The sequence below is a fragment of the Pedobacter sp. MC2016-24 genome, from assembly GCF_015223055.1.
Classification (GTDB): domain Bacteria; phylum Bacteroidota; class Bacteroidia; order Sphingobacteriales; family Sphingobacteriaceae; genus Pedobacter.
The window spans coordinates 100,236-120,723 of record NZ_JADFBX010000003.1 but is presented as its reverse complement, the minus strand read 5'-3'; the positions used below and the strand labels follow the sequence as shown (position 1 = coordinate 120,723).

Annotated in this window: 17 protein-coding genes; all 17 read right to left on the bottom strand. The window is 40.3% G+C overall.

The window, feature by feature from the left end; genetic code table 11:
• Positions 1 to 29: 29 nt before the first annotated feature.
• The 17 genes from IM797_RS08890 to tssR all read right to left on the bottom strand — a co-directional run bounded on the left by IM797_RS08890 (position 30) and on the right by tssR (position 20,457).
• On the bottom strand, positions 30 to 1,694 hold the full coding sequence (locus IM797_RS08890) for an alpha-L-fucosidase (protein WP_194126768.1): 1,665 nt from the start codon (positions 1,692 to 1,694) through the stop codon (positions 30 to 32).
• 248 nt (positions 1,695 to 1,942) lie between these two features.
• Positions 1,943 to 2,716 carry a hypothetical protein gene (locus tag IM797_RS08885; protein ID WP_194126767.1) on the bottom strand — a complete coding sequence of 258 codons (774 nt, stop codon included), beginning with the start codon at positions 2,714 to 2,716 and terminating at the stop codon, positions 1,943 to 1,945.
• Positions 2,716 to 3,324 carry a hypothetical protein gene (locus tag IM797_RS08880; protein WP_194126766.1) on the bottom strand — a complete coding sequence of 203 codons (609 nt, stop codon included), beginning with the start codon at positions 3,322 to 3,324 and terminating at the stop codon, positions 2,716 to 2,718. The genes IM797_RS08885 and IM797_RS08880 overlap by 1 nt, the downstream gene beginning before the upstream one ends.
• Before the next feature lie 4 nt (positions 3,325 to 3,328).
• Positions 3,329 to 6,118, bottom strand: coding sequence for an OmpA family protein (locus IM797_RS08875; RefSeq protein WP_194126765.1), 2,790 nt, complete (start codon positions 6,116 to 6,118; stop codon positions 3,329 to 3,331).
• A gap of 3 nt (positions 6,119 to 6,121) precedes the next feature.
• A complete protein-coding gene (locus tag IM797_RS08870; protein ID WP_194126764.1) occupies positions 6,122 to 6,601 on the bottom strand; it encodes a DUF4280 domain-containing protein in 480 nt (159 codons plus the stop codon).
• Positions 6,602 to 6,608: 7 nt separating this feature from the next.
• Entirely contained in the window at positions 6,609 to 7,565 is a 957-nt protein-coding gene (locus IM797_RS08865) for a hypothetical protein (protein ID WP_194126763.1), read from the bottom strand.
• A gap of 39 nt (positions 7,566 to 7,604) precedes the next feature.
• The gene (locus IM797_RS08860) at positions 7,605 to 8,174 is read right to left on the bottom strand and encodes a hypothetical protein (protein WP_194126762.1); all 570 of its coding nucleotides are present in this window, start codon (positions 8,172 to 8,174) and stop codon (positions 7,605 to 7,607) included.
• Between the two features lie 137 nt (positions 8,175 to 8,311).
• Positions 8,312 to 9,568 (bottom strand): hypothetical protein, encoded by a 1,257-nt coding sequence (locus IM797_RS08855; RefSeq protein WP_194126761.1) that lies wholly within the window; start codon positions 9,566 to 9,568, stop codon positions 8,312 to 8,314.
• A gap of 3 nt (positions 9,569 to 9,571) precedes the next feature.
• Positions 9,572 to 9,742: a hypothetical protein gene (locus IM797_RS08850; RefSeq protein WP_194126760.1), complete on the bottom strand. Its 171-nt coding sequence runs from the start codon at positions 9,740 to 9,742 to the stop codon at positions 9,572 to 9,574.
• 2 nt (positions 9,743 to 9,744) lie between these two features.
• On the bottom strand, positions 9,745 to 11,607 hold the full coding sequence (locus IM797_RS08845) for a type VI secretion system Vgr family protein (RefSeq protein WP_194126759.1): 1,863 nt from the start codon (positions 11,605 to 11,607) through the stop codon (positions 9,745 to 9,747).
• Between the two features lie 190 nt (positions 11,608 to 11,797).
• Positions 11,798 to 12,193 (bottom strand): type VI secretion system tube protein TssD, encoded by a 396-nt coding sequence (gene tssD / locus IM797_RS08840; protein WP_194126758.1) that lies wholly within the window; start codon positions 12,191 to 12,193, stop codon positions 11,798 to 11,800.
• 62 nt (positions 12,194 to 12,255) lie between these two features.
• Complete coding sequence (gene tssD / locus IM797_RS08835; RefSeq protein ID WP_194126757.1) at positions 12,256 to 12,651, bottom strand: type VI secretion system tube protein TssD; 396 nt, start codon at positions 12,649 to 12,651, stop codon at positions 12,256 to 12,258.
• A gap of 304 nt (positions 12,652 to 12,955) precedes the next feature.
• On the bottom strand, positions 12,956 to 13,528 hold the full coding sequence (locus tag IM797_RS08830) for an NAD(P)H-dependent oxidoreductase (RefSeq protein WP_194126756.1): 573 nt from the start codon (positions 13,526 to 13,528) through the stop codon (positions 12,956 to 12,958).
• A 122-nt stretch (positions 13,529 to 13,650) separates the two neighbouring features.
• Positions 13,651 to 15,039, bottom strand: a complete 1,389-nt coding sequence (locus IM797_RS08825; RefSeq protein ID WP_194126755.1) for a DUF5458 family protein — start codon at positions 15,037 to 15,039, stop codon at positions 13,651 to 13,653.
• Positions 15,040 to 15,057: 18 nt separating this feature from the next.
• Positions 15,058 to 15,504 carry a hypothetical protein gene (locus IM797_RS08820; protein WP_194126754.1) on the bottom strand — a complete coding sequence of 149 codons (447 nt, stop codon included), beginning with the start codon at positions 15,502 to 15,504 and terminating at the stop codon, positions 15,058 to 15,060.
• Between the two features lie 64 nt (positions 15,505 to 15,568).
• The gene (locus IM797_RS08815; protein WP_194126753.1) at positions 15,569 to 18,076 is read right to left on the bottom strand and encodes an ATP-dependent Clp protease ATP-binding subunit; all 2,508 of its coding nucleotides are present in this window, start codon (positions 18,074 to 18,076) and stop codon (positions 15,569 to 15,571) included.
• Positions 18,077 to 18,081: 5 nt separating this feature from the next.
• On the bottom strand, positions 18,082 to 20,457 hold the full coding sequence (gene tssR / locus IM797_RS08810) for a type VI secretion system protein TssR domain-containing protein (RefSeq protein WP_194126752.1): 2,376 nt from the start codon (positions 20,455 to 20,457) through the stop codon (positions 18,082 to 18,084).
• Positions 20,458 to 20,488: the final 31 nt, after the last annotated feature.

Sequence of the window (20,488 nt, the reverse complement as noted above, 5' to 3'; positions counted from 1 at the left end):
TATAACAATATAGGTATTATCGTATTTTTCTAAACTATCCTCAAAGCATTTGCATATGAAGCGACTGGAACCGATTCGGGAAAATAGACTTTTAAACCGGTCGTGTTTCTTTCAAACTTTAGCTCTTGTCCGGTTGCCAGCAATTCAACCTTACTGATTTTGGCTGGATAATGGACACTACCTTCTTTAAGACTGGTTATTGTGACATGGCCAGTAGCCGGCCAGTTCATCACCGTTGCAAAAAGCTGTTCACCTTTAATTGTGAAACGAATATCGGCTTCAGTGAAAGGCTTTCCTTTTCCTTCATTAAAGCCTTGTGCGCTTAATTTAGCTGCGCCTTGTTGAGCAGGCCCTTCGCCAAATATTTTCCATGGACGAGTGCCATAGATACTTTCTCCATTCGCCCGCATCCAAATGCCAATATCTTCGACAACTTTACGTTCGAGTTCATCTATGGTACCATCGCCCCTAACCGGAATATTGAGCATGAGATTCCCATTTTTACTGACCACGTCGATTAGTGTATGGATGACCATTTTAGCAGTCTTGTATCCTTTTCTGGAATAGATACTACGATCATAATGCCAATCCCCAATACAGGTATCCGTTTGCCATGGAAGTGGTTCGATGTCATTACTTTGTCCGCGCTCAATATCCCAAACCATCGCTTTACGTTGATTTTCATCCAATATTTTGCCTGTAACCACTGCATTTAAGCGGCCTGTTTCTTTAATACTTTTATTATAAAGATGTGCAGCAATTCGTAGTCCGGCATCGCTGACCGGCCACATTGGCAATTGAGAATCATCAAAATAAATCAGATCAGGATGATACTTATCGATCAGATTGATTGTTCGGTTATAAAACTGTTCTATATAGACTTTTGTAGGCCGAGCAACCCCATTACCCCAATGCCATTGCTTGTGGATTGTTCCATTGTCAAGACTATTTTCACTCAATGGATGATTTTGGGCATAGAGCTCCTGGGGATCCAGACCAGACCACCATTTCCCTTTCCCATCAGCCTTAGTCAATTTGCCATCATAGCTGACACCTGCATATTTCCCACTTTTGTCAGAACGCTGGGCCGTTTCAAACCAACTCCATGCATGGGCTGCATGGACACTGACACCAAATGGCAGACTATTTTTTTTTGCTGCTGCAGCCCAGGCGCCGATCAAATCTTTTTTTGGACCAATTTTTAAAGCGTTCCAGTTTTTTTGGTATTTGCTATCGTAAAGATCAAAATTATCATGATGGTTGGCTAGTGCCATGAAATAACGGGCACCGGCATTTTTGTACAAAGAGACCAATTCTTCCGGATCCCACTTTTCAGCTTTCCAGGTATGGATGACATCTTTAAACCCAAATTCCGAAGGGTGTCCGTATTTTTCAAGATGGAATTTGTATTTACGACTGCCTTCAATGTACATTTCTCTGGCATACCAGTCGCCGGCCTCAGGTTGACACTGAGGCCCCCAATGTGCCCACATACCGAATTTTGCATCCCTGAACCAGTCTGGCGTCTGGTAAGACTGAAGTGATTCCCAGGTTGGACTGAAGGGCCCAGCTTGAATTTTTTCCGATTGCTCTGGAAACTCACCGAGTTCCTGAGCAATTGCCGCAAAATTTTTAGATAGTAACAGACCAGGTATTCCAATGGCCATGCTTTGAAGTAGCTTTCTTCGGTTCATTTGAGGTAATTTGGTTAGGATGTAATTATAGCCTAATGACAAATTTATAAGAACCCTTCAGATATTCTTTGCACGGAATAGACCAATTTGTGCACAAATCCGACTACGACATTGTAATAACACCATTGAACTAAAAGTCCAATGATGTTATTACAACGAACTAAATCCTACTTTTTGATTGTAGCCTGAATTTCTGCGTATTGTATTTTTTGGAATGTAAAGGGTTTTGCAGCCTGTACATGAACTCCTTAAAAAATTTTAAACTCCTCATTTCCATCAGGTAAACAAAACCAAAAGTCCAGCACAAGCTGTTCGCTGGTCTCCTCATTCTCCAAAGCCAGCGCAGCATTGCCGTCAGGCCGCACAAACCGCAGCAGTTTACCATTGGCCGCGTAGCTGATCGTCCTTGCATCAGAAAGATCCATGATTTTAAAACCCCCGGCTATATCGCCCAGAATACTTTTTACGCGTTGATAGGTATCCTGCTCGCTTAAATACATCGTTTTTGCATTTCTGACTTCAACAACTTTAATCGCATCCACAAGCGGCTTATAATCACCGGACTTTGCCTTTTGGATGATTTGCTGGTACGCTTGGGTTAAAGCAGGCTTAACGTCAGTTTTTAAATCCTTAGTGTTTTGCAAAGTCTTCCAGCTTTCCAGTTCATAAGGTACTTCAGCCCTAAAGGTACTGGTATGGTAGATGAATGGGACACCTTGATGTACAGCCGGGGTCTGGTATTTCTCAAAGTCCTTTACAAACATAAACTCACCTGTACCTACCTCCTGTTCTTTTACCTTATAACGGATATAAGCCTCTGGATGCATCGTTTTAGTCCCTTCTAAAGGATAACCTTTAACTTCGATCTTTTGCAAACCACTTCCAAATATAGCCGAGTTGATGGGTATATCTGTTGAGGTTTGGCCATCTAAGTTCATAGATAAAATTTCGATGTCATTGATCTTTACCTCAAACTTGCATAACAATGCACTGAAATCTAATTGATAATATGGCTGTTTCATTATTTAAGTACATCTGGATACATCATGGTATAATAGTCTTTGATCGTCATGACCTTCGGATCAGTGCTATTTTCCATCGGAGTTCCTTTTTTGACTAATATAAAATTGGTGGTAAAAAATTGCTTGTCATTCTTATCGTTTGAGATTCCCTGATAGACAAAAATCCAGGCATCCAGCTTGGGTACATCCCAAAAATAAGATTCGCCATTTCCCTTGCTATCTCTTCGTTCGTAACCGGAGTAGGTCTTTTTCAAAAAGTCGATGATGGACTTGGTTTCTGCCTGATTTACGGAGCTATAATTAAATCCCAAATAATTTGGTTTATCCTTATTGGCAATAAACAAATATAAATGATTGTGATCTGCAAGGTTTCCATTAGGGAAATCATAGGTACTCAGTTTAATTCCGCCAAGCGCATAATTGCCTGGCTTATTTGTTGCATAAGCATGCAGTCCAAGATTGGGATCCTGATCCTTTTTTAATTCCTGGTCTGCCTGGACGATATTGGATACATTTTCATCCAGCTTTAAGGCTAGAAGATCCGTTTTGGTTTGTGATTCACAGGACATAACAGTCATTCCGATCAGGATTAAGAATAAATATTTCATAGGGTTAGTTTTTAATTAATGGTATGTTGGCACTTGTTTCAAATAATTTCTCTAAATAATCGATTACGTCAAATTTGGGAATAACTTCCGGATAATTTCCGCTTGCAATTTCTACTTTATCGTTTTCTGCCTGTTCAATTTTGGTTTTATCGACAACGATCTTTTTTGCCAGCCCCATGGAGATATAAACCACATATTTCGCATTGAGGCCGTCGAAACCAAGAAGCGGCCTGTAATACAATCCTTTTTCATCGTAGATGATCTTGTGACCGAAGGTTACAGAAGCCTCACCGGAAGCAGATGCTTCGAAAAATGCATAGGCTTTAACCACCACCAAAGAAACTTCCCCTTTGATCTCTACCCCTACTTTGAGCGCAATTTTAAGCCTGGCCTTGGCACAAACCTCAAGTCTGGAATCGGAAGGTTTGCCAACAGTATTGAATTGGAACTTAGAATCAATGATGATTTCGCTGGTAATGATCAAATCCATATAAATTTTAACATTGGCTTTAAAGCTTACGCTATCATTTCCAACATTGATACCGGATTTTAGTTTTCCCTGAAGCTGATCATATAATTTGAGCACTCCGGGAGCCGCACTACCACCACTTACTGCTCCAGCTACTCCCCAGACAATAGCGCCAAGCAAGTCTATCGTAATTTCCAGCCCGATGAGCGGATTTGCATTGAGCTTAATGGTTACATCTGTACCAACTTCCTCCACATCTACCGTATTCTTCACCTTCTTCAGGAACCATTCTCCGGTTAAAGAAAGGTTAGGTGGTTTTACCGCAAAACTCGCTGGCACCCCCGGAAGGGCTTTTTTTACAGCACCTTTGGTAACGCTGGTCACACCATCTGCAATAGATCCGATGGAGGAGAATATATCGTAAAGTTTTTTGAACTTATCCTCGTACGTGGCTTTCAGTTCTTTAGTGGTACCGTATGTGGTACCTGATTTATCCCATTGGGCCTTTAAGCTAAAACTGAACGAAGCTTCTTTTTGCTGCCACCTTCTTTCTGCACCAATTTTCCCTGCTTTTTTTTGGAAATCCTTCAGGTCCTTCTCTTTTAAGTTTTGCCATTTCACACTCAAATCATTGGATAGATTTAAAGCAAAATCAAGGTTCCATTTCACATCCGGGTAAACCTTTACTTTTACAGTTGGATTATTACGAACTGAGAAATACCGACAGGAATGAATGTGCACCACATAGTCATTGGCCGAACTGAACGTACTCAAATCAGTTAATTTGTTGATGGGCCAGATGTAATGCAGAGGCATTGGGTATTCTTTTGCCATACTCGAAATGGCAGGAATAGTCATACTTCCTTCTTCTTCGGCCGTGACGTTGATATTGATGAGCGATAACTTTTTACTATGCTTAGGCCGCTCAAAACAGGCCTTGGTATCATACTTTAAAGGCTCAATCTTCACATTGGTAGGCGTTGGCCCTAAAATGGTTTGGTAGATAATGGTTTCGGCATTATGGCCATAATATTCGAAAGAAATGTCTACCCTGCGATTCCCCTTGTAATCTGCTTCATTTTTATACTTGATATTATCCCTGCCCATCTTATCATCCGTTGGTTTGACTTCGCCGCGGCCTATTGTTTTGATCCGGTTAGCATCAAGCTTGCCCTTGACAAAAAACTCTTTAACGGTTTTAGCTCGGTTCTCGGATAAGATGTTATTGTGGTTTTGCTTGCCGATTACACAAGCGAAACCTTCTAGTTGTATGGTACTGAATCTGTGCTCAAGCAAAAACCGGAGAATATTGTTCAATTTCTGTAAACTCTCTGCAGATAATTCGGTACTGTCAAAATTAAAGATAATGGGCTCTACAATTTTTTCTCTCCGGTCCTGGATATTTCTGACACCTTTTCCATTGTCAAAAATCAGTACGGGTTTAACTCCTGGTTCTGTAATCCTGATCTGTTCAAATTTACACAACTCAAACCTGGCCTCATTTTTATCTGGCTGGTAAATGGTGACAGGTGTCCTGTTTTCTGGTATGGTGACCACCTGTGAGACCACCTTATCTTTTAACCTTAAAAAACGGGCATGGGCAGTATCGCCATGACCAAAACTATCCTGAATATACTGCCCGGTTGCAGGATGCACTACGCGAACATAAAATTCCTCCACTGATGCACGGTCATTAATAGATTGGTACCAGGAAAAAGTATTGGGAATTTTCAGGTTGATTTCTCCGTCAATCACATTGACAAAGTAAATTCTCCGGGTTTCTTCATCATCTTTTGGCCATAAACCAAGTGCTGCGCGCAGCTTTCTGAACACCCGGACTTCTACATTATTATAGCCGTTTAAGCCTTCGGTAAACAGTCTGAGCCAAATGAGTTCTCCATATGAAAACTGGTAAGTTTTGCGTACATCCGCACCGCCTTCAACCTTAGACCACCTGCTGTCTATAATTCTGGCAGGCGATTCACCTCTGATTTTCAATCCGGATTTACCATCAAAATTACCACTCCATGTAGCCTCGATCATCCACAAATATGGTCCACATAATTTTCTGGGTATCTTATAGCCGTATTGAAAGTTGCTGGGTAAGGTCTTCTGCAGATCGATGGATCCTTTGGCACTAAAAACAGCCCACTTGATATCTTTCTTCTTATCTTGTTCGTTAGTTCCTGCCTGCCATTCTCCGATTTTGAACCAAACATATTGATCGGGAGCAACGACAACCAACTGACCGGGCACAGATCCTTTAGCAGAATTGTACACCTTACCTTCACCGGTCCAAACGATTTTTTTAATTCCCTTTGCCATACGTTATGCTTTAACACTTACTTCAAGGCCTTCAGAATTATCGGCAGGTTCAGCTAATGACTCAGACATTGGGTTGAGCTGCGATTGTACATCCTTATCGGCGTTATTAAAATTTTGTTTTGAAGGTTCCGTTTTTTGACCATGCTGAACGATCTGAATGCAATCTGTAGCACCACTGGGACAAGTAGCTTTGCTATCTTCAAGCAGCATCTGTCCGCCATTGGCCAGGATGGAATCTTCATAAAAACCAGACCATTTCGTGACCACTGCATTGCAGGGGTTATTGTTCATTTTTGAGCAGGAACCAAACATATTCTTCTCAAAAGTTTTTCCAATATCTTTGGTAGTGGCTATCGGTTTCTCGCTGCCGTCTTTATCGTTTGCATATTCTTTGGTATGCGTCTTTACCTTTAGTTTATCGGGAGCTGAGCCGAATTTACACATGCATTGTGCTCCCTGAACTACAATATGTTTCTCTGCCATGTCTTGTCTATTTTAGTAAACGATCCCAAAATCCTTTTCCAGATTGTCCATCAAGGATCACCATTTCTGATACCGGTAAACCGGTAACATTGGTATCTAATATAAAATCATGATCAAATTCGTTCCCTTCTTCCGGGATCAGCACTATTTTTACCTGTACACTTTTTTTCTGCAGTTCCTGGTAAGTAAAATCTGAAACAACGGAGATGATTCGCTTAAATTTGGGATGTAAAAGGTAAACGCCTTTGTAATCACCTGTGATTTTGCTGTCCAGGTACAATTCCTCCTCTTCCATGGCCAATATTGGGCCCTCGTGCAGCAGTTCAATTCCTCCAAAATCATTTGTTTCTGCGCTCAATTTTTCCCTGGTTAAATAGCCTTCTGTCTTAAAATCCCGCGCTATCGGAAATTTATAGGTCGATTCAGCAACCTGGTCCGGGCCATATTCTTTATAAATTGGCTTAAAAAATATCTGGATAAACCAATCGTTGTTTAAAAATGCAAGCTGTATACAATCGGCGTTGGCAAGCTGTTGTTCCATCCGACCGATATAATCCTCAACAACACTCCCTTCAAAATTATTCAGGACGTTATCTTTGATACCTGGCCATCTTTTTAGGATTTCCTGATGGTTGTAAATGCTTTCAAAGCCGCCATTTTGGTCAACTGTAATAACTAAGGGGTAAAATACCTGCCCCGCCGCATAAGCAAGGCGGTCAGCTACCAGATCAGGTAAGATTTCGTTAACAAAAACACCGCCGATGCGCTCGATCTGAAATAAGGCCTGCCCTGCCGGACCGGGTTTTAACCTGGTAATCTGCAACACATATTTCACCTCATTACTTTTTCCTTCCGCCGAGTTAAAAGTAAGTACAACTCCATATTTAATACACAGTTCAGCCGGCCATTCTAAACGAAGGGCATTGATACCTGAATAGTGTATTGTTTTATTTGAAATGTCCATAGGTTTGCCTCCGTTATCAAATCAACCAATTCTAAATCGCTACCTGCTTGCCTTGCGTGTCGGTGCAGGCCGCTTCAGTCGTTCCAATACATCACCACTGTTGCCATCTAATATACAAACATGCTGAACACGATCTCCGGCTGGCAAATCTTCAATCCAGATCACCGTCCAGACATTTTTTTTAAACCGGTCGCTAAAAGCCCGCTGCAAATCTCCATCCTGATGAAAATCAACCCCATTTCTTTTACCAAAGGCAATGATATCGTTCAGGGTAAATTTGTAACCCAAATCCTTATCGACGGATTTGGTCAGGTTGCCCTGCGCATCGTAATATTTCCAGATGCCAACTTCCAGTTCGATCGAAAAAAATTGATTGTATTCATGGATATTTCCATTGTTGTAATAGGAAATCAGCTCGTGAAATCCATCTTTATGTTCGATCCGTTCTACAAAAAGCTGCGCAGCATTTCGGGTAAAGGGCTCTGCATCTACATTGGGCTTAGGAATATAATATTCTCTCACATAAGATCCATCTTCCAGTGTCCTTCCCTCATAATCCGGATTTGCGATCATCCGCTTTTCATAATTATCAACATCAAACTTTTTCATTTGTGGTTCTTTTTCCTGTGCAGTTTTATTTTTTTTATTGGGTATAGTATCTTGTTGCCTTACCTGTCCCGATTTGGTTTGCCGGCAGGAACATGACAAAACCAACAGGCAAAGCATCAAATTTATTTGAAGAACTTTTATAACATTTCCCATAACCGCTCCCATTGCCACTTGTATAACTGCTTGGCCTTTATGGCAGTTTTACCGTAATAATCCATAATGTTATCTGTAGTAAATTCTTTAAAAACATATTTGCTGTTGTTGAGGAAAGTGTGTGAAAGCGCTATACTATGACACATTTCATGGGCAACAGTGCTCTCATCAATGCTCGGCGGAGTTTTCAGTATTTTATTTGTTCTGACAATATCAGCAATCACAATGCTCGGCTTTTCCAGTCCCTTCTTTTTCGGAATTTCCTGGGTTTGCCCCATCACATAACCCGTACTTCCACAGGACTTACTTTCAAGAATCATCGGAACGAAAAATATTTTTCTGTAATTGTTGTATTTAGATGCGAGATAGTTCTTTTTCTGTTGCTGATACAGATATTTCTCCAGAATGTAAAATGCAGAATCCTTAGGATCCTCGCTATATTTATCGAGTGCATCCAGAATTTCCTTTTCGCTGGAGGCTGAAATGTTTTCAGTTTTGATCTCAGCTTTGATGTAGGCTTGTCTCAGATACTTTCGCAAGGCAACTTTTTCATTCGTAATACTCATCATCGATTGCTTAGTTCCAATCCTGACATTCACAAAACAGACTTTTATAAAACGATGAAATTTGGTATGATTTCGTTTCACAATGAGCTGGCCAACGAGATACTTTTCACCCTCCTTCAAGGCATAAACCTCAATAAATTCATCTTTTTCGAAATAATCTTTACACTTGACCGTGATTGCACTGTCTAGTGTCAATTTCCCTTTTGTTAGGGGCAGCTCCTTATCTATGGCGACATCAAAAAAGGCTTCATTATACTTAAATTCGAACTTTTCAGGTTCCTCTTCTACTTCGACAATGAGTTTTAGCTTGGCCGAATATTCGGGAAGCAAGGTCATATAAGGGATGGCATAGATGTAGGGCGCGTCTTTATTAGTGGTTTTCCAGGGAACAGAAAAACGTCTGAACTCGCCGAAAACCAGATTGTCATATGCTTTAGTGCTTTGAATAAATTTAGGGTTACAGTAATCGTAATCACCATTTGCTTTTTTCGGGGTCTCGTAATAGCCGATAATGTTTTTATACCATACATCGCCTTTATTTCCGGAATCACCGAGCCTGACCCAATCGAAACCAAACTCGCCATTGTATTTGCTATGTGGACGAAAATGCACCAGACACTTCGGTTCGATCTCTATTAATGTTGGCGTATACTCTTTAAATTGAACATTTGCCATAACCTATTTATTTCCTTCGCCAACAATTTGTTTGTTACTTGCCAAAACTAAATTTTGATACATAGCTTCGACATTTAGCTGATCAGCCATTTTCTCTAATTTTTGCTCCACAACCAGGTTATAATCCGAGCGAACCTTAATTTTCATATTGTTTGATTGTTTTGTAATGGCCATAACTAGAATAATTTTGATTTCTCTGCACTGTTTATTTCCACGGTTTTGCCGCTTTGCAGGGTCATGTTTTCCTTTTGACTAAAAATGGAGATTTCACTGGCGAGCTCGTTTGAAGTTTCTGACTGCCTTACAAAATCCTTGGTTACGTACTCTGATCTTTTATCTGAACTTTCCTGGATGTCTCCGGTTGCGCTAAGCGAATAATTATTGCCTACTGTTGTACCCAGATCTTTATTTACAGAGGTAGTCTGGTTATTGCCGACAGAAACCGATTGATCTTTGCCCACTTTCATATCCATATTTTCTGCTACATTGATCTGCATGTTCTTACAGTTTAAAGTCATGTTTTCCAGCGCAGTGACGGTAATATTATTGCCCTTGGTGTCAATATGGATAATATTGCTGTTGATATCGGTAATCTTAATCCCCTGGGTATTCGGATCATCGTCAAACTCGATCAGGTGACCGCTTCTGGTCATAATACTTTTCAGGTGATTTTTAATTAAGGGACTGCTATCCACGTTTGCACTATGGTAAACACTTCCCATTACTACCGGACGAGCGATGTTTCCTTCTTCAAAGGCAACCATTACCTGATCGTCAATCTCTGGTATTGCAAAATATCCGCGGTTATTTCCCCGGTCACCGGTACCTGCACTCGGACTAACCACGCGTAACCACTCGGTTACATCATTGGTTAAGCATTTCCACTTAAATTGCACCTTAATGCGGCCTTGGCCCTGTGGATCGTTATTATCAATCACGTCTGCCAATTGCATATCAGGTTGTGGCTTTTCGAAATTTCTAACCAATAAGCGCTCTGTGCTTGATATTTTTCCTTCGAAGGTATGGTGATACTTACCATTTTCATCGATGTGGTGTTTAATGCTGGTGATCAGAAACTTGCCCAGGCTTTCAGTTGTAAAAGCAAGTTCTTTACGGAGGCTCATGGTAATTTCAGCAATACTGCCAATACTAAGTTCGGCATTATCGCCCCTGCCCGTCACTTTTAAAAGTTCACTGGTATTCGCTTTTTCTTCATTTTCTACCAGATTTTTAATGTCGTCATCATTATCCACCCTGATCAATGCAGGTTGATTGAAGATTTTACTATAGGTTAGATTTGAAGCCTGAATGGCATGTGATAAATCTGGCGTGCCACTGGCTTTACCTGTACTTTCGCCCTGCAAAATGTCATTTTGCTTTGAATTGTAAGAGAAGCGCCTGTTTTTGATGGGTGCAATTTCCATAGCATACTGCATTTCCTGGACATCTCTTCCATAAAACAAAGCCACTTCTTTTTGTTCGTTGGGTTTTCCGAAGTTGAGTTGCTTTCCATCATAGTAAAGCCATTCATGATATTCGGCAGAAAGCCGGTTAAGAAATGCAAAATCACTTTCTCTATACTGAATGATATAATCTATAGATGCACTTCGCGAGGCATTGGTCACAACCTTTAAATCATTGGCCGGTGTATCTTTTGTGGCCAATTTCACAATTTCATTCAGGTCTTTATCTAAGTAAGAGCCTAAATCTGGTCCACGGTCAATTAAAATCGTAGGACTATACCCACTTACAATTAAAACCCCATGGTAACCATGGTTCTGTGACAGCTCAACTTTAGACACCAAACCCACAAAATGCTGCATACCACCTGGCAAATGGCCAAAAGATGCAGTTAAGGTTTTGCCTACAAAATCACGACTATCATCTAAACTGATCAGACCTGGCGCACCCATCTGATCATGGTTAAAACGTAATTCGAAATAATGATGATCGTTAAAAGCTTGTTGCAGGCTAAAGGAAGCAAAATGAGTAATTTCCTTATCCTCTATATTGATTTCTGTAACTAGTTTCTTTTCCATATTGATTATAAACCTTGGTCATCGTTTTTTATCACAATATGTTTGGGATGATTAAACATAATTTGAGTTTAATTGAGCTCAGGTGATAGTGGGCAGCAAAAACCATAGCGATAAAATATAGCATCGCAAACTAAAAGCAACTGGCATAAGCCAGTCGCTTCAATTGATTTTGTGCCTGATGTTGATTAAATTAACCCTTAGGCCAGTCATTTTCGTGTTCTGCGTTACCCAGCTTTAGCTTGCGCGCAGATACTACAAAACTTAAAGTCATTGGCGTATTGTCGTTTACGGCAATGCCTTCGTTATATTGGATGATGTAACCATCTTCGAAAGACAGTTCTTTCATTTTTGAATCCTCTTCACCTTTTTTGAAAACCAATGTTCCGGAAAGAGGCTTATATTGATTGTTAACCATAGATTCGATCACTGAAGTATCTTCAGTAGATTCGATTTCGATGTGGATGGTACCACCATAAACACCTGATGAAGGACGGCCTTTTGCGTCAACATCTCTGTTTAATGAAAAGCTGCACTGTAGTACATCAAATTCTTTTGATCCTAAGTTTAAACGGGTTTTAAATGCCATGATAATTTTTTTTAATGTTGAAAGAATAGATAATTTGTTGGCGCATTGCGATGAGTCTTGTATTAGACTTTTGGCCAATCATTAAGATGCTCAGCGTTACCTAATTTAAGCTTTCTGGCAGAAATCTGGAACTTGAGTGTCATCGGGTGATCGCCTACAATGTTTATTCCTTCGGAATATTTAACAATGTAGCCATCTTCGAAATTAACTTCTTTCATTTTGGCATCTTCCTCTGTTTTCTTGATCAGAAGGGTTCCTGTAATCGGTTTGTACTGATTGTTTACCATCGCCTCGATGATTGAGGTGTCTTCAGTTGATTCGATCTCAATATCGATCGTACCGCCGTAAACTCCGGAAGAGGGTCTTCCCTTAGCATCTACATCGCGGTTTAACGCATAGGCACAGTGAAGCACATCGTACTCCTTGCCCGAAAAATTTAATCTAGCTTTGAAAGCCATAGTTTTAAAATTTAAAGGTTAATAAATGAATTAATGTAGCATCCGCCACGCAATTAACGTTAACCAAATATCAGGCCAACTATGTCATATCTAACTCATATATAAGGAATAGCCAGGCTGTAAAAACAGGAATAAACTCAAGAATGATCCAAAAAGCTTTGTTAAACGGATTATTTTGTGGAAAAGATGTGGAAAAGTACAAAGTAGTTTTTTTATTCAAAAATTAAGCGTTACAACACCTTTATTGTAGTGATTCCCAACACTATGTAGCTTTTTGCCGCAGAAGCGGATAACGGAAATGGATTTAGATCAACAGGGAACCAAATTTTTCCATTTTGACCAGCCACTTTTGACTGTAATGATTTTCCAGTGAATGCAATTGCCCTATGGTATTGGTGAGCACCGGACTCATTTTACATTTTTCAAAAACAGCTTTTTTGATGGAGAGATAAGTTGTTTTCTTATTTGCTTTCCATTCTTTTAAGGTTGCCTCGTCCAGGATAGACACAATTCTCGCTGAACGGCCACTGAAATTGTTATTTACATGCTGCTGCTGGGCTGTAAAAATTTGGTCGGGCATAAACAGCCGGTCAAAAAAGCCTTTAATTTTTGCTGGAATGTGATCTACATATACCGGGCAAAAAAGCACAACATGGTTACTTTGCCTGATCGCCGTTAATGCTTTTTGCAAATCAGGTTCCAATTCGGCAATTTGTCTGTTGTTAAACAGTTTGTTCGAATTAAAGATCAGGTCAATGATGGCCAGCTCCTTTACGGTTGCGCCAGCACTTTCTGCACCTTGCTTATAGGCATTAATCAGGAAATTTGTAGATGCGTTTTTCTCAATATCGCCATTCAGGATAAGTACTTGCTTCATTCTTTTTGATTAATCTGATCGGGCGGATGTATTACAAAACTACAAAGATTTTATTATTGTCATGTATAATCCACAAAAAAACCCAACGCAGGGTTGGGTTTCTATGTTCAGCTATTCAAAAACTATTGCTGATCATAATTGGTATTCCAGGTGGTATTCTCATCTTCACCCTTATGTCCATCCAGCTTTACAACAAAGCTTTTAGCTGGAAAATAAGGCGTGATGTGAATATCTAAATGGATTCTGTCTTTTTGGGTTTCATCTCTTTCAAAGCGCATAATCTTAAACCTTTCGATTAAACGATCTGCTCCCTGAATGCCATCCAGGAATTTAACGATCTGCCCGCGTAAATCCTGCTCCGTTTTAGAGGTCCAGTTTTCGAATGCCCGCCTGTTTAAGAAGTCAAACAATACTTTAGTAATGTAATCAAATACACGCACTACAGAATAAGTTTGTAAACCGATGTTATCACCGTTAAACAAGGTTTTAGCTGAAAAAGCCATTACTTTTCCGTATTCATTAACCATAGGAACGAGGCCAACTCTTTCCAGATGAGAAATTTCACTTTTCTTCAGGTCAAATTTCACACCGTCAACCTCATTGATTGCACCGTGTTTTTTACCTGCAGTTACCTGAGACATCAAAGTATGGTACATTTTACCGGCAAGTGCGGCTGAGCCTGGTACTGTGAGGTCATCTTCTTCTCCAACTTCAGCAACTTTACCACGGCCGATTAACCAGTTACAGGTCATAATCACATTAGATCTGAATGGATCAGCACCTGTAAAATCTGCGGCCGTAAATAAATCGAGTACATCATCCGGTTGATCAAGATCTGCAAAATCTGTGATCAGCATGGCTTTGTTGTTGTGTGCAATTTTACCCCATTTTTCTAATACCTTGTTGGAACCCATGTAACCAGGCACTACCATTAATGAATAGTTTTTACGCAGATCTAGACGGTCATAATTCTGTTTTAGCTCATCATCAACGTATTCAATAAAACGGGGATTGTCTAAATCTTTAATCTGATCCATGGAGGCGTTTAGCAGCACCACATTTTTAAGTTTATCCGCTTCGGTATTTTTATAAAACAAATGGACAGACCTGTAGGCTTGCTCCAGCTCCCTGGTACTTTCCAGCGCGGTTCCAATATTTTTGTTTAGATTTTCTTCAGCAAGGTTCAGTTTTTCGGTGCTTTGTTCAACCATATCTGCAACAGATGTAGAAGATTCGAGCACATCGATCCAAAGCTGAATTTTCTTTTTCAGTTCTTCACGTTCTTTCTTTTTTTCATCACCGGTTAAAAAGATCTGCTTCCTGGCTTTCCTTTCGGGGTTCAAATTTTGAAGGCCGTCAACTGTGGCTTCTAACAAATCGAAACCGCCAACTTTAGCCAGCTTTTCTAAATTATCTTTAAGTGAGGTTTTTGCTATCGTTTTGCCTTCGGCTGGTTTAAAACCTGCTTCAGACGTATTTTGGTCTGTTTTTAATTCTTGAGGATTTGACATGTCTGCTCAGCGGTTAGGTTATTTATTCTGCTCCAATTCATCAACAAAGTTCTTTAAAGCGCTAATGAAAGCCGACTTAGTTTCTTCGTCGTCAAGCGTAGCCTTTAAGGTTTTGTTAGATTTTAATTGTTTGATTACATTCAGTGACATCTCTCGCTCAATGTTAACATTGGTAAGGTAATTACTTTGATTGATGATATTTTTTACACCGAAATCTCCCAGATCGTTAAAATTGATCGTTTCATTAACAGTACTTCCGTCTTGCTTTTCGAAGGATACTTTTACGTTTGGTTTATAATGCTGGAATACTTCCTTCACCGTTTTTAGTCCTTCGACCTTCTCCGGTTTTATTGGTTCGTTATCGGTAAGTTTTTGTACAAATAGCGTTTTGTTATAGGCAATTTCTGCGAAAGCTTCTGAAGCGTCAACTTTTCGTTCATTACCTCCAATTTCATAGTTAAACATAGTATGTTGATTTAGGGTTATGGTTAATTTTTATAATAATATCATAGTTAACGTTTTAACTCAATTATTGTTCCAATATTACACCTTCGGGCTGAATAATGTTCCATTCTAACTGATCTGTATCCTGGTGTTTGCTGACTTTAATCTTAGATCCTTTCTTTAACTCACCAGAAATGATGTACTTAGAAATTGGTCTGCGTAACAGATTCCTGATGACGGCCGACAATTGCCTTGCTCCATACTTGGGCGTAAATCCATCTAAAGCGATCATTTTCTTGGCATCTTCTGCGATCTCAAATTCGATCCCCATTTTATTCAGAGACTGGATCAGGCTATTTAACTGAATTTCGAAAATGCGCACCACATTGCTTTCATTAATTGGTGCAAAAGGAACAATTTCTGAAATTCTGGCTAAAAATTCAGGGCGGAAATGCCCGGCCATAACTTCCATCAATTGATTCGAAGCAGGGATCACACCTTTTCCAATCTGTTCTGCGATCCACTCACTACCAATATTTGAGGTAAAAAGAATCAATGAGTTGCTAAAATCACCTTCTTTACCTAAACGGTCGTGCATGTGCCCCTCATCCAGAATCTGAAGAAAGGTATCGAAAACTGAGGGATGTGCTTTTTCAATTTCATCAAACAACAGCACTGAATATGGCTGCTGCCTGATTTTATTGACCAGCAAGCCGCCTTCTTCGTAGCCCACATAACCTGGAGGAGCTCCATAAAGTAATGCGGCACTGTGTTCTTCTTTAAACTCCGACATATCGAAGCGGATCATCGCCTTTTCATCGTTAAATAAAAATTCGGCTATGGATTTGGCCAGTTCGGTCTTACCTGTACCTGTTGGTCCCAGTAGGAAGAATGAACCGATAGGCTGACCTTTTTTGTTCAGCCCACTCCGCGATTCCAATATCGCATCTGAAACTGCTTTAAGCGCCTGATCTTGTCCTACTACACGCTTTTTCAGGTATTGCTCCATGTTCAACAGTTTCTCCTTCTCACCGGCTTGCAGTTTTCCCATTGGGATACCTGTTTTATAAGCAACGATAGAAGCAATGTCCTGTTTGGTAATCCGATCGCTCTTTTCTGCAGCATATTTCTTCAACTCCTGAAGGCTACGATCTATATATTCACGGTATTCATCCGCAATTTCAAAGGCATCGGTCTGTGTTTCATCCGTTAAACGGCCCAGCAAAACCGGGCTCAATTTATTCTGAAGTAAGGAGAACAGCCATTTATAATCGGCGAATTGCTCGGCTTCTGATTGTGCTTCGTTGCCCTTTAATGCTTCTAAATCCGCCTCTAAGCCATCAATAACCTGATCAGAGGTGTCGTTCATCATTTTCATAGCAGCCATGGTCCTGTCCAGCAAATCAAAAGCAGAATCCGGGAGTCTCCGGTCTTTCATATAGCGTTTAGCCAAGCGAACACATTCGCCCAATGCATCCGGATCAATGCTTAAGGTATGATGCTCCTCATACTTTACAGCCAGTTTCTGAAGCATTTTTATGGTGCTCTCCTCATTTGGTTCATTCACCTGAAGCACTTCAAAGCGCCTGCTAAAAGCTTGTTCCGGTTCAATGATTTTGCGGTATTCATCAATGGTCGTTGCCCCAATTACCGTTATTTCTCCACGCGCAAGTTCTGGTTTTAATAGATTGCCAATACCTGCACCCAATGGCCCTTTGCTATCCAATAAGGTATGAATCTCATCAATAAAAAGCACCGCCTTTTCAAATTGCTTAATTTCCTTAATGATATTTTTTAAGCGGTCTTCTATTTCTCCTTTGTAGGACGCACCGGCAATGAGCGACCCTAAATCGAGCTCAAAAAGCTGAACCGGCTTTAACCGGTCAGGCACATTCTGGTTTACAATATCAATAGCAAAACCATCAACCAGTGCCGTTTTACCTACACCGGCATCTCCTGTAAGGATCACATTTGGTTTCGTTCTGCGACAAAGGATCTCCATCATCATACGGGTCTCTTTATCCCTGCCGATGATCGGATCTGTTTTACCGTCCCTAACCATCTGTAATCTGTCCATACAGTACTTATGCAGTGCATTACCTGTACTTTTTTGTGCCGCAGCGGCACCTGCTTTATTTGGAGAAACGACACTTGAAATTTCCTCATCTTTTAAATAGAGGTCTAAAATTTCACGTTCTTTGATCGGGAAAGATTTCAACTGATCTGGTTGAAATCCGACACCTGGTTTTGCCAATGCCGCCAATACACAAACCGGTGTAATTAAATCTAAACCCAGTTTAATGCGAATATGATCTGCCTCTTCAAAAATAACAGCAATTTCCGCCGCACCGCTAACCGTATCGCTAAAACTTGCCGATTTTGCCTGCTCATCAATACGGACCTCTGCCCATTCGCTGATGTATTCTTCATCTTTTCCGATTGATGTAATGAAGGCGCGTAAACCGACGTCCTTATGCATCAATCCTTTGAGCAAATGAGCGGCAGAAAACACTTCATTTCTATATTCTTTTGCGAGCGACTGTGCAATGTGCAATGCCGTTTTTACCGATTCGCTTAAATTTGTAATTGCCATATGCCTCAATTGGTTTTTGGCAAAACTGCCTGGTTAAAATTATTTTCGGTGATGTAATAATAGTTTTTGCCGTTAGATACAAACTGCTGCTCAATCTGTGTGGCCCTTTTAATTTGCTGTACGGATTGATTTAATAGATTAATATAGTTTTCAAATTGATCCAACGGCATTTTTGAAGGTCTGTTTAAATCACCTACGGTGTACTGTGTAAGAAACTCATTATTCAAAGGCAGGCCGGTCACCAACTTGATGTAGCTGGCTAAAGTCATGGCTTTTACCGCTCCTGATGAAACTTTCATGCCAAGCAACTGGTTAGGTACCTTTAAATAATTTTTAACCAGCTTGCTCCGGAAAGAAGATTGATCTGCCTGGAGATTTTGTCCAAGCATTGTAGAAAAGATGTCTACGATCTGTTTGTACTCCATGTTATTTAAAACAATAGCATATTGTAAAGTACTGTGGTTATTTTTCACTAGATCAGCAGGTAAGTTTGCTGTGCTATAATATTTGAAGGCATTGTGTGGCATACGGTCGGCTACCTCTTCGCCTGCAGGTCCAGACAGTAAGCCTTCTACATCTGGTGAAAGATTTTTACGGGATATGCCCGTCAGCCGGAATGCACTGTCCAATGAACTCACCTGATTATAAATATCCATTTTGGTTTCTTTTACAAAGCGCCGCAGGGCAATGGTCATGCTCTGATTTGGATTTACTGTTCCCTTGGTAGGAAAAACAATACCACCTTGTATTAAGCTGTTTTTAGGATAATCCAGGTAGTAAGAAATTGAATCCTGCAGACTTGTATTGTAAGGCTGGAAGCTCTTTAAACCTTCTCCCTTAACCATTGTATTTTTTCTGTATTCGGCAGCGCGGATGGCGGATTCTGAAATCAGCTTACGAGACTGGATGACGAAATCATTGAATGAGGCATTATAATCACTGTACACTTGTAAGGCTAAAATCCGGGCATCAGCAAGCGCAACCTGCTCGCTCAATTCATTGATCAGATAGTTGTTGGTACCATTAATATTTCCGGTACTACCAACAAGCACAATTAAATTGGTTTCATTCTTTTTAGCCTTAAACAAATTTAAACCGGTTTTAAGTGCCTGGAAAACCGGCGCTTCAACCACCTGACCATTACATCTCGTTGTATTCTTTGCCTGATCTGAGAAGAAGGTCATGATCTGCCTGTAATCATTCTGAATGGGGCTAACAAAAATTCCTTTGACTGAACATCCGGTTTCGCCACGGTACACGACACCACCATAGCTCACTTTGGTTCCTCTCCCAAAATCACCCATGATACTTTCAAAAGATGCAATGGTATTGGTCATCCCGGAAAAATATTTGGTCATCGAGCTTCCCCCATCTACTATAAAGACAACATTGACCTTGCTTTTATTTTTACGCAGGTTCAAATAATCCTCATAAGAAAGTGCAGAACCATTAATAGTTAATATTTTATTGTCTTTTTTATTGTAAACATCAGTGGCAACTCCTACAGCATAAGTACCCGCATCATCAGAAATCACTGGTACGCTTCTTAAGATCAGGTTTTCTGCTGGTAATAAAGGATCTACGGAAAACATCGTTCCCCTGTTGATTCCATGTCCAATGACTGTTGAGGTCGAATCGTCATTGTCGTAACTGCCTGGCTTAACTGAAGTGATGTAAAGCCGATCTCCCCAGCTGTGTACTGCCTCGGCTGAAACCCATCCATAAATACTTTTCAGGGCATTATCTGTGACCAGCTGATCGTCAGAACCGATTAAATACTTTTTTCCATCTTCTGATTTCTTATAGATATAAGCAATTTCGTGGAGCCTAACTTTACCGCGCCTGTCTTTAAGCTCCGGTGTGTTGTAAACTAGGATAGAATCGCTGCCATCGAAATAAAATTTCGGTTCGGTCAGCGCATTTTTACCATTGACAATCCCGATGGCTTTTTCTGCATAACCCGTTTTTTGGTTAGAGAATGACCGTTGCCACAACAGCAATTTAGATTTGGCTATCCAACCGTAACTGATGGCACTTTTTTTATCAGTTATTTTCCGTCCCCGGATCATTCCCGCTTTGTACTTAACCAGTTTCAGGTAACCATTTTCTTCTTTAGAAACATAAAAAGGTTCCATAAAACTTAATTTTTTCATGATCAGACTTCCACCCGGAGAGGTAGTAGTATAGTTATCTTCCTGGTCGGAAAAAACGATCCAGGGCAGATTGCTACCACTGGTTGCATCGTTAACATTAATGGTTTCTGCTGGCTTCTCGTAAGATTTAGGCATGTATTTCACTTTTTTGCCAAATGATGCCGGAGATTGAGCATGGGCATAAGACGCTCCTAAAAACAGGATGATTAAGGCATAATATTTTTTCATAGTCTTGGTAGATGAACTGTAAAACGAAGTT

Bases quoted from the DNA above. Each gene is read 5' to 3' on its own strand.
- IM797_RS08890 (WP_194126768.1), bottom strand. From the start codon at position 1,694: ATGAACCGAAGAAAGCTACTTCAAAGCATGGCCATTGGAATACCTGGT.
- IM797_RS08885 (WP_194126767.1), bottom strand. From the start codon at position 2,716: ATGAAACAGCCATATTATCAATTAGATTTCAGTGCATTGTTATGCAAG.
- IM797_RS08880 (WP_194126766.1), bottom strand. From the start codon at position 3,324: ATGAAATATTTATTCTTAATCCTGATCGGAATGACTGTTATGTCCTGT.
- IM797_RS08875 (WP_194126765.1), bottom strand. From the start codon at position 6,118: ATGGCAAAGGGAATTAAAAAAATCGTTTGGACCGGTGAAGGTAAGGTG.
- IM797_RS08870 (WP_194126764.1), bottom strand. From the start codon at position 6,601: ATGGCAGAGAAACATATTGTAGTTCAGGGAGCACAATGCATGTGTAAA.
- IM797_RS08865 (WP_194126763.1), bottom strand. From the start codon at position 7,565: ATGGACATTTCAAATAAAACAATACACTATTCAGGTATCAATGCCCTT.
- IM797_RS08860 (WP_194126762.1), bottom strand. From the start codon at position 8,174: ATGAAAAAGTTTGATGTTGATAATTATGAAAAGCGGATGATCGCAAAT.
- IM797_RS08855 (WP_194126761.1), bottom strand. From the start codon at position 9,568: ATGGCAAATGTTCAATTTAAAGAGTATACGCCAACATTAATAGAGATC.
- IM797_RS08850 (WP_194126760.1), bottom strand. From the start codon at position 9,742: ATGGCCATTACAAAACAATCAAACAATATGAAAATTAAGGTTCGCTCG.
- IM797_RS08845 (WP_194126759.1), bottom strand. From the start codon at position 11,607: ATGGAAAAGAAACTAGTTACAGAAATCAATATAGAGGATAAGGAAATT.
- tssD (WP_194126758.1), bottom strand. From the start codon at position 12,193: ATGGCATTTAAAACCCGTTTAAACTTAGGATCAAAAGAATTTGATGTA.
- tssD (WP_194126757.1), bottom strand. From the start codon at position 12,651: ATGGCTTTCAAAGCTAGATTAAATTTTTCGGGCAAGGAGTACGATGTG.
- IM797_RS08830 (WP_194126756.1), bottom strand. From the start codon at position 13,528: ATGAAGCAAGTACTTATCCTGAATGGCGATATTGAGAAAAACGCATCT.
- IM797_RS08825 (WP_194126755.1), bottom strand. From the start codon at position 15,039: ATGTCAAATCCTCAAGAATTAAAAACAGACCAAAATACGTCTGAAGCA.
- IM797_RS08820 (WP_194126754.1), bottom strand. From the start codon at position 15,504: ATGTTTAACTATGAAATTGGAGGTAATGAACGAAAAGTTGACGCTTCA.
- IM797_RS08815 (WP_194126753.1), bottom strand. From the start codon at position 18,076: ATGGCAATTACAAATTTAAGCGAATCGGTAAAAACGGCATTGCACATT.
- tssR (WP_194126752.1), bottom strand. From the start codon at position 20,457: ATGAAAAAATATTATGCCTTAATCATCCTGTTTTTAGGAGCGTCTTAT.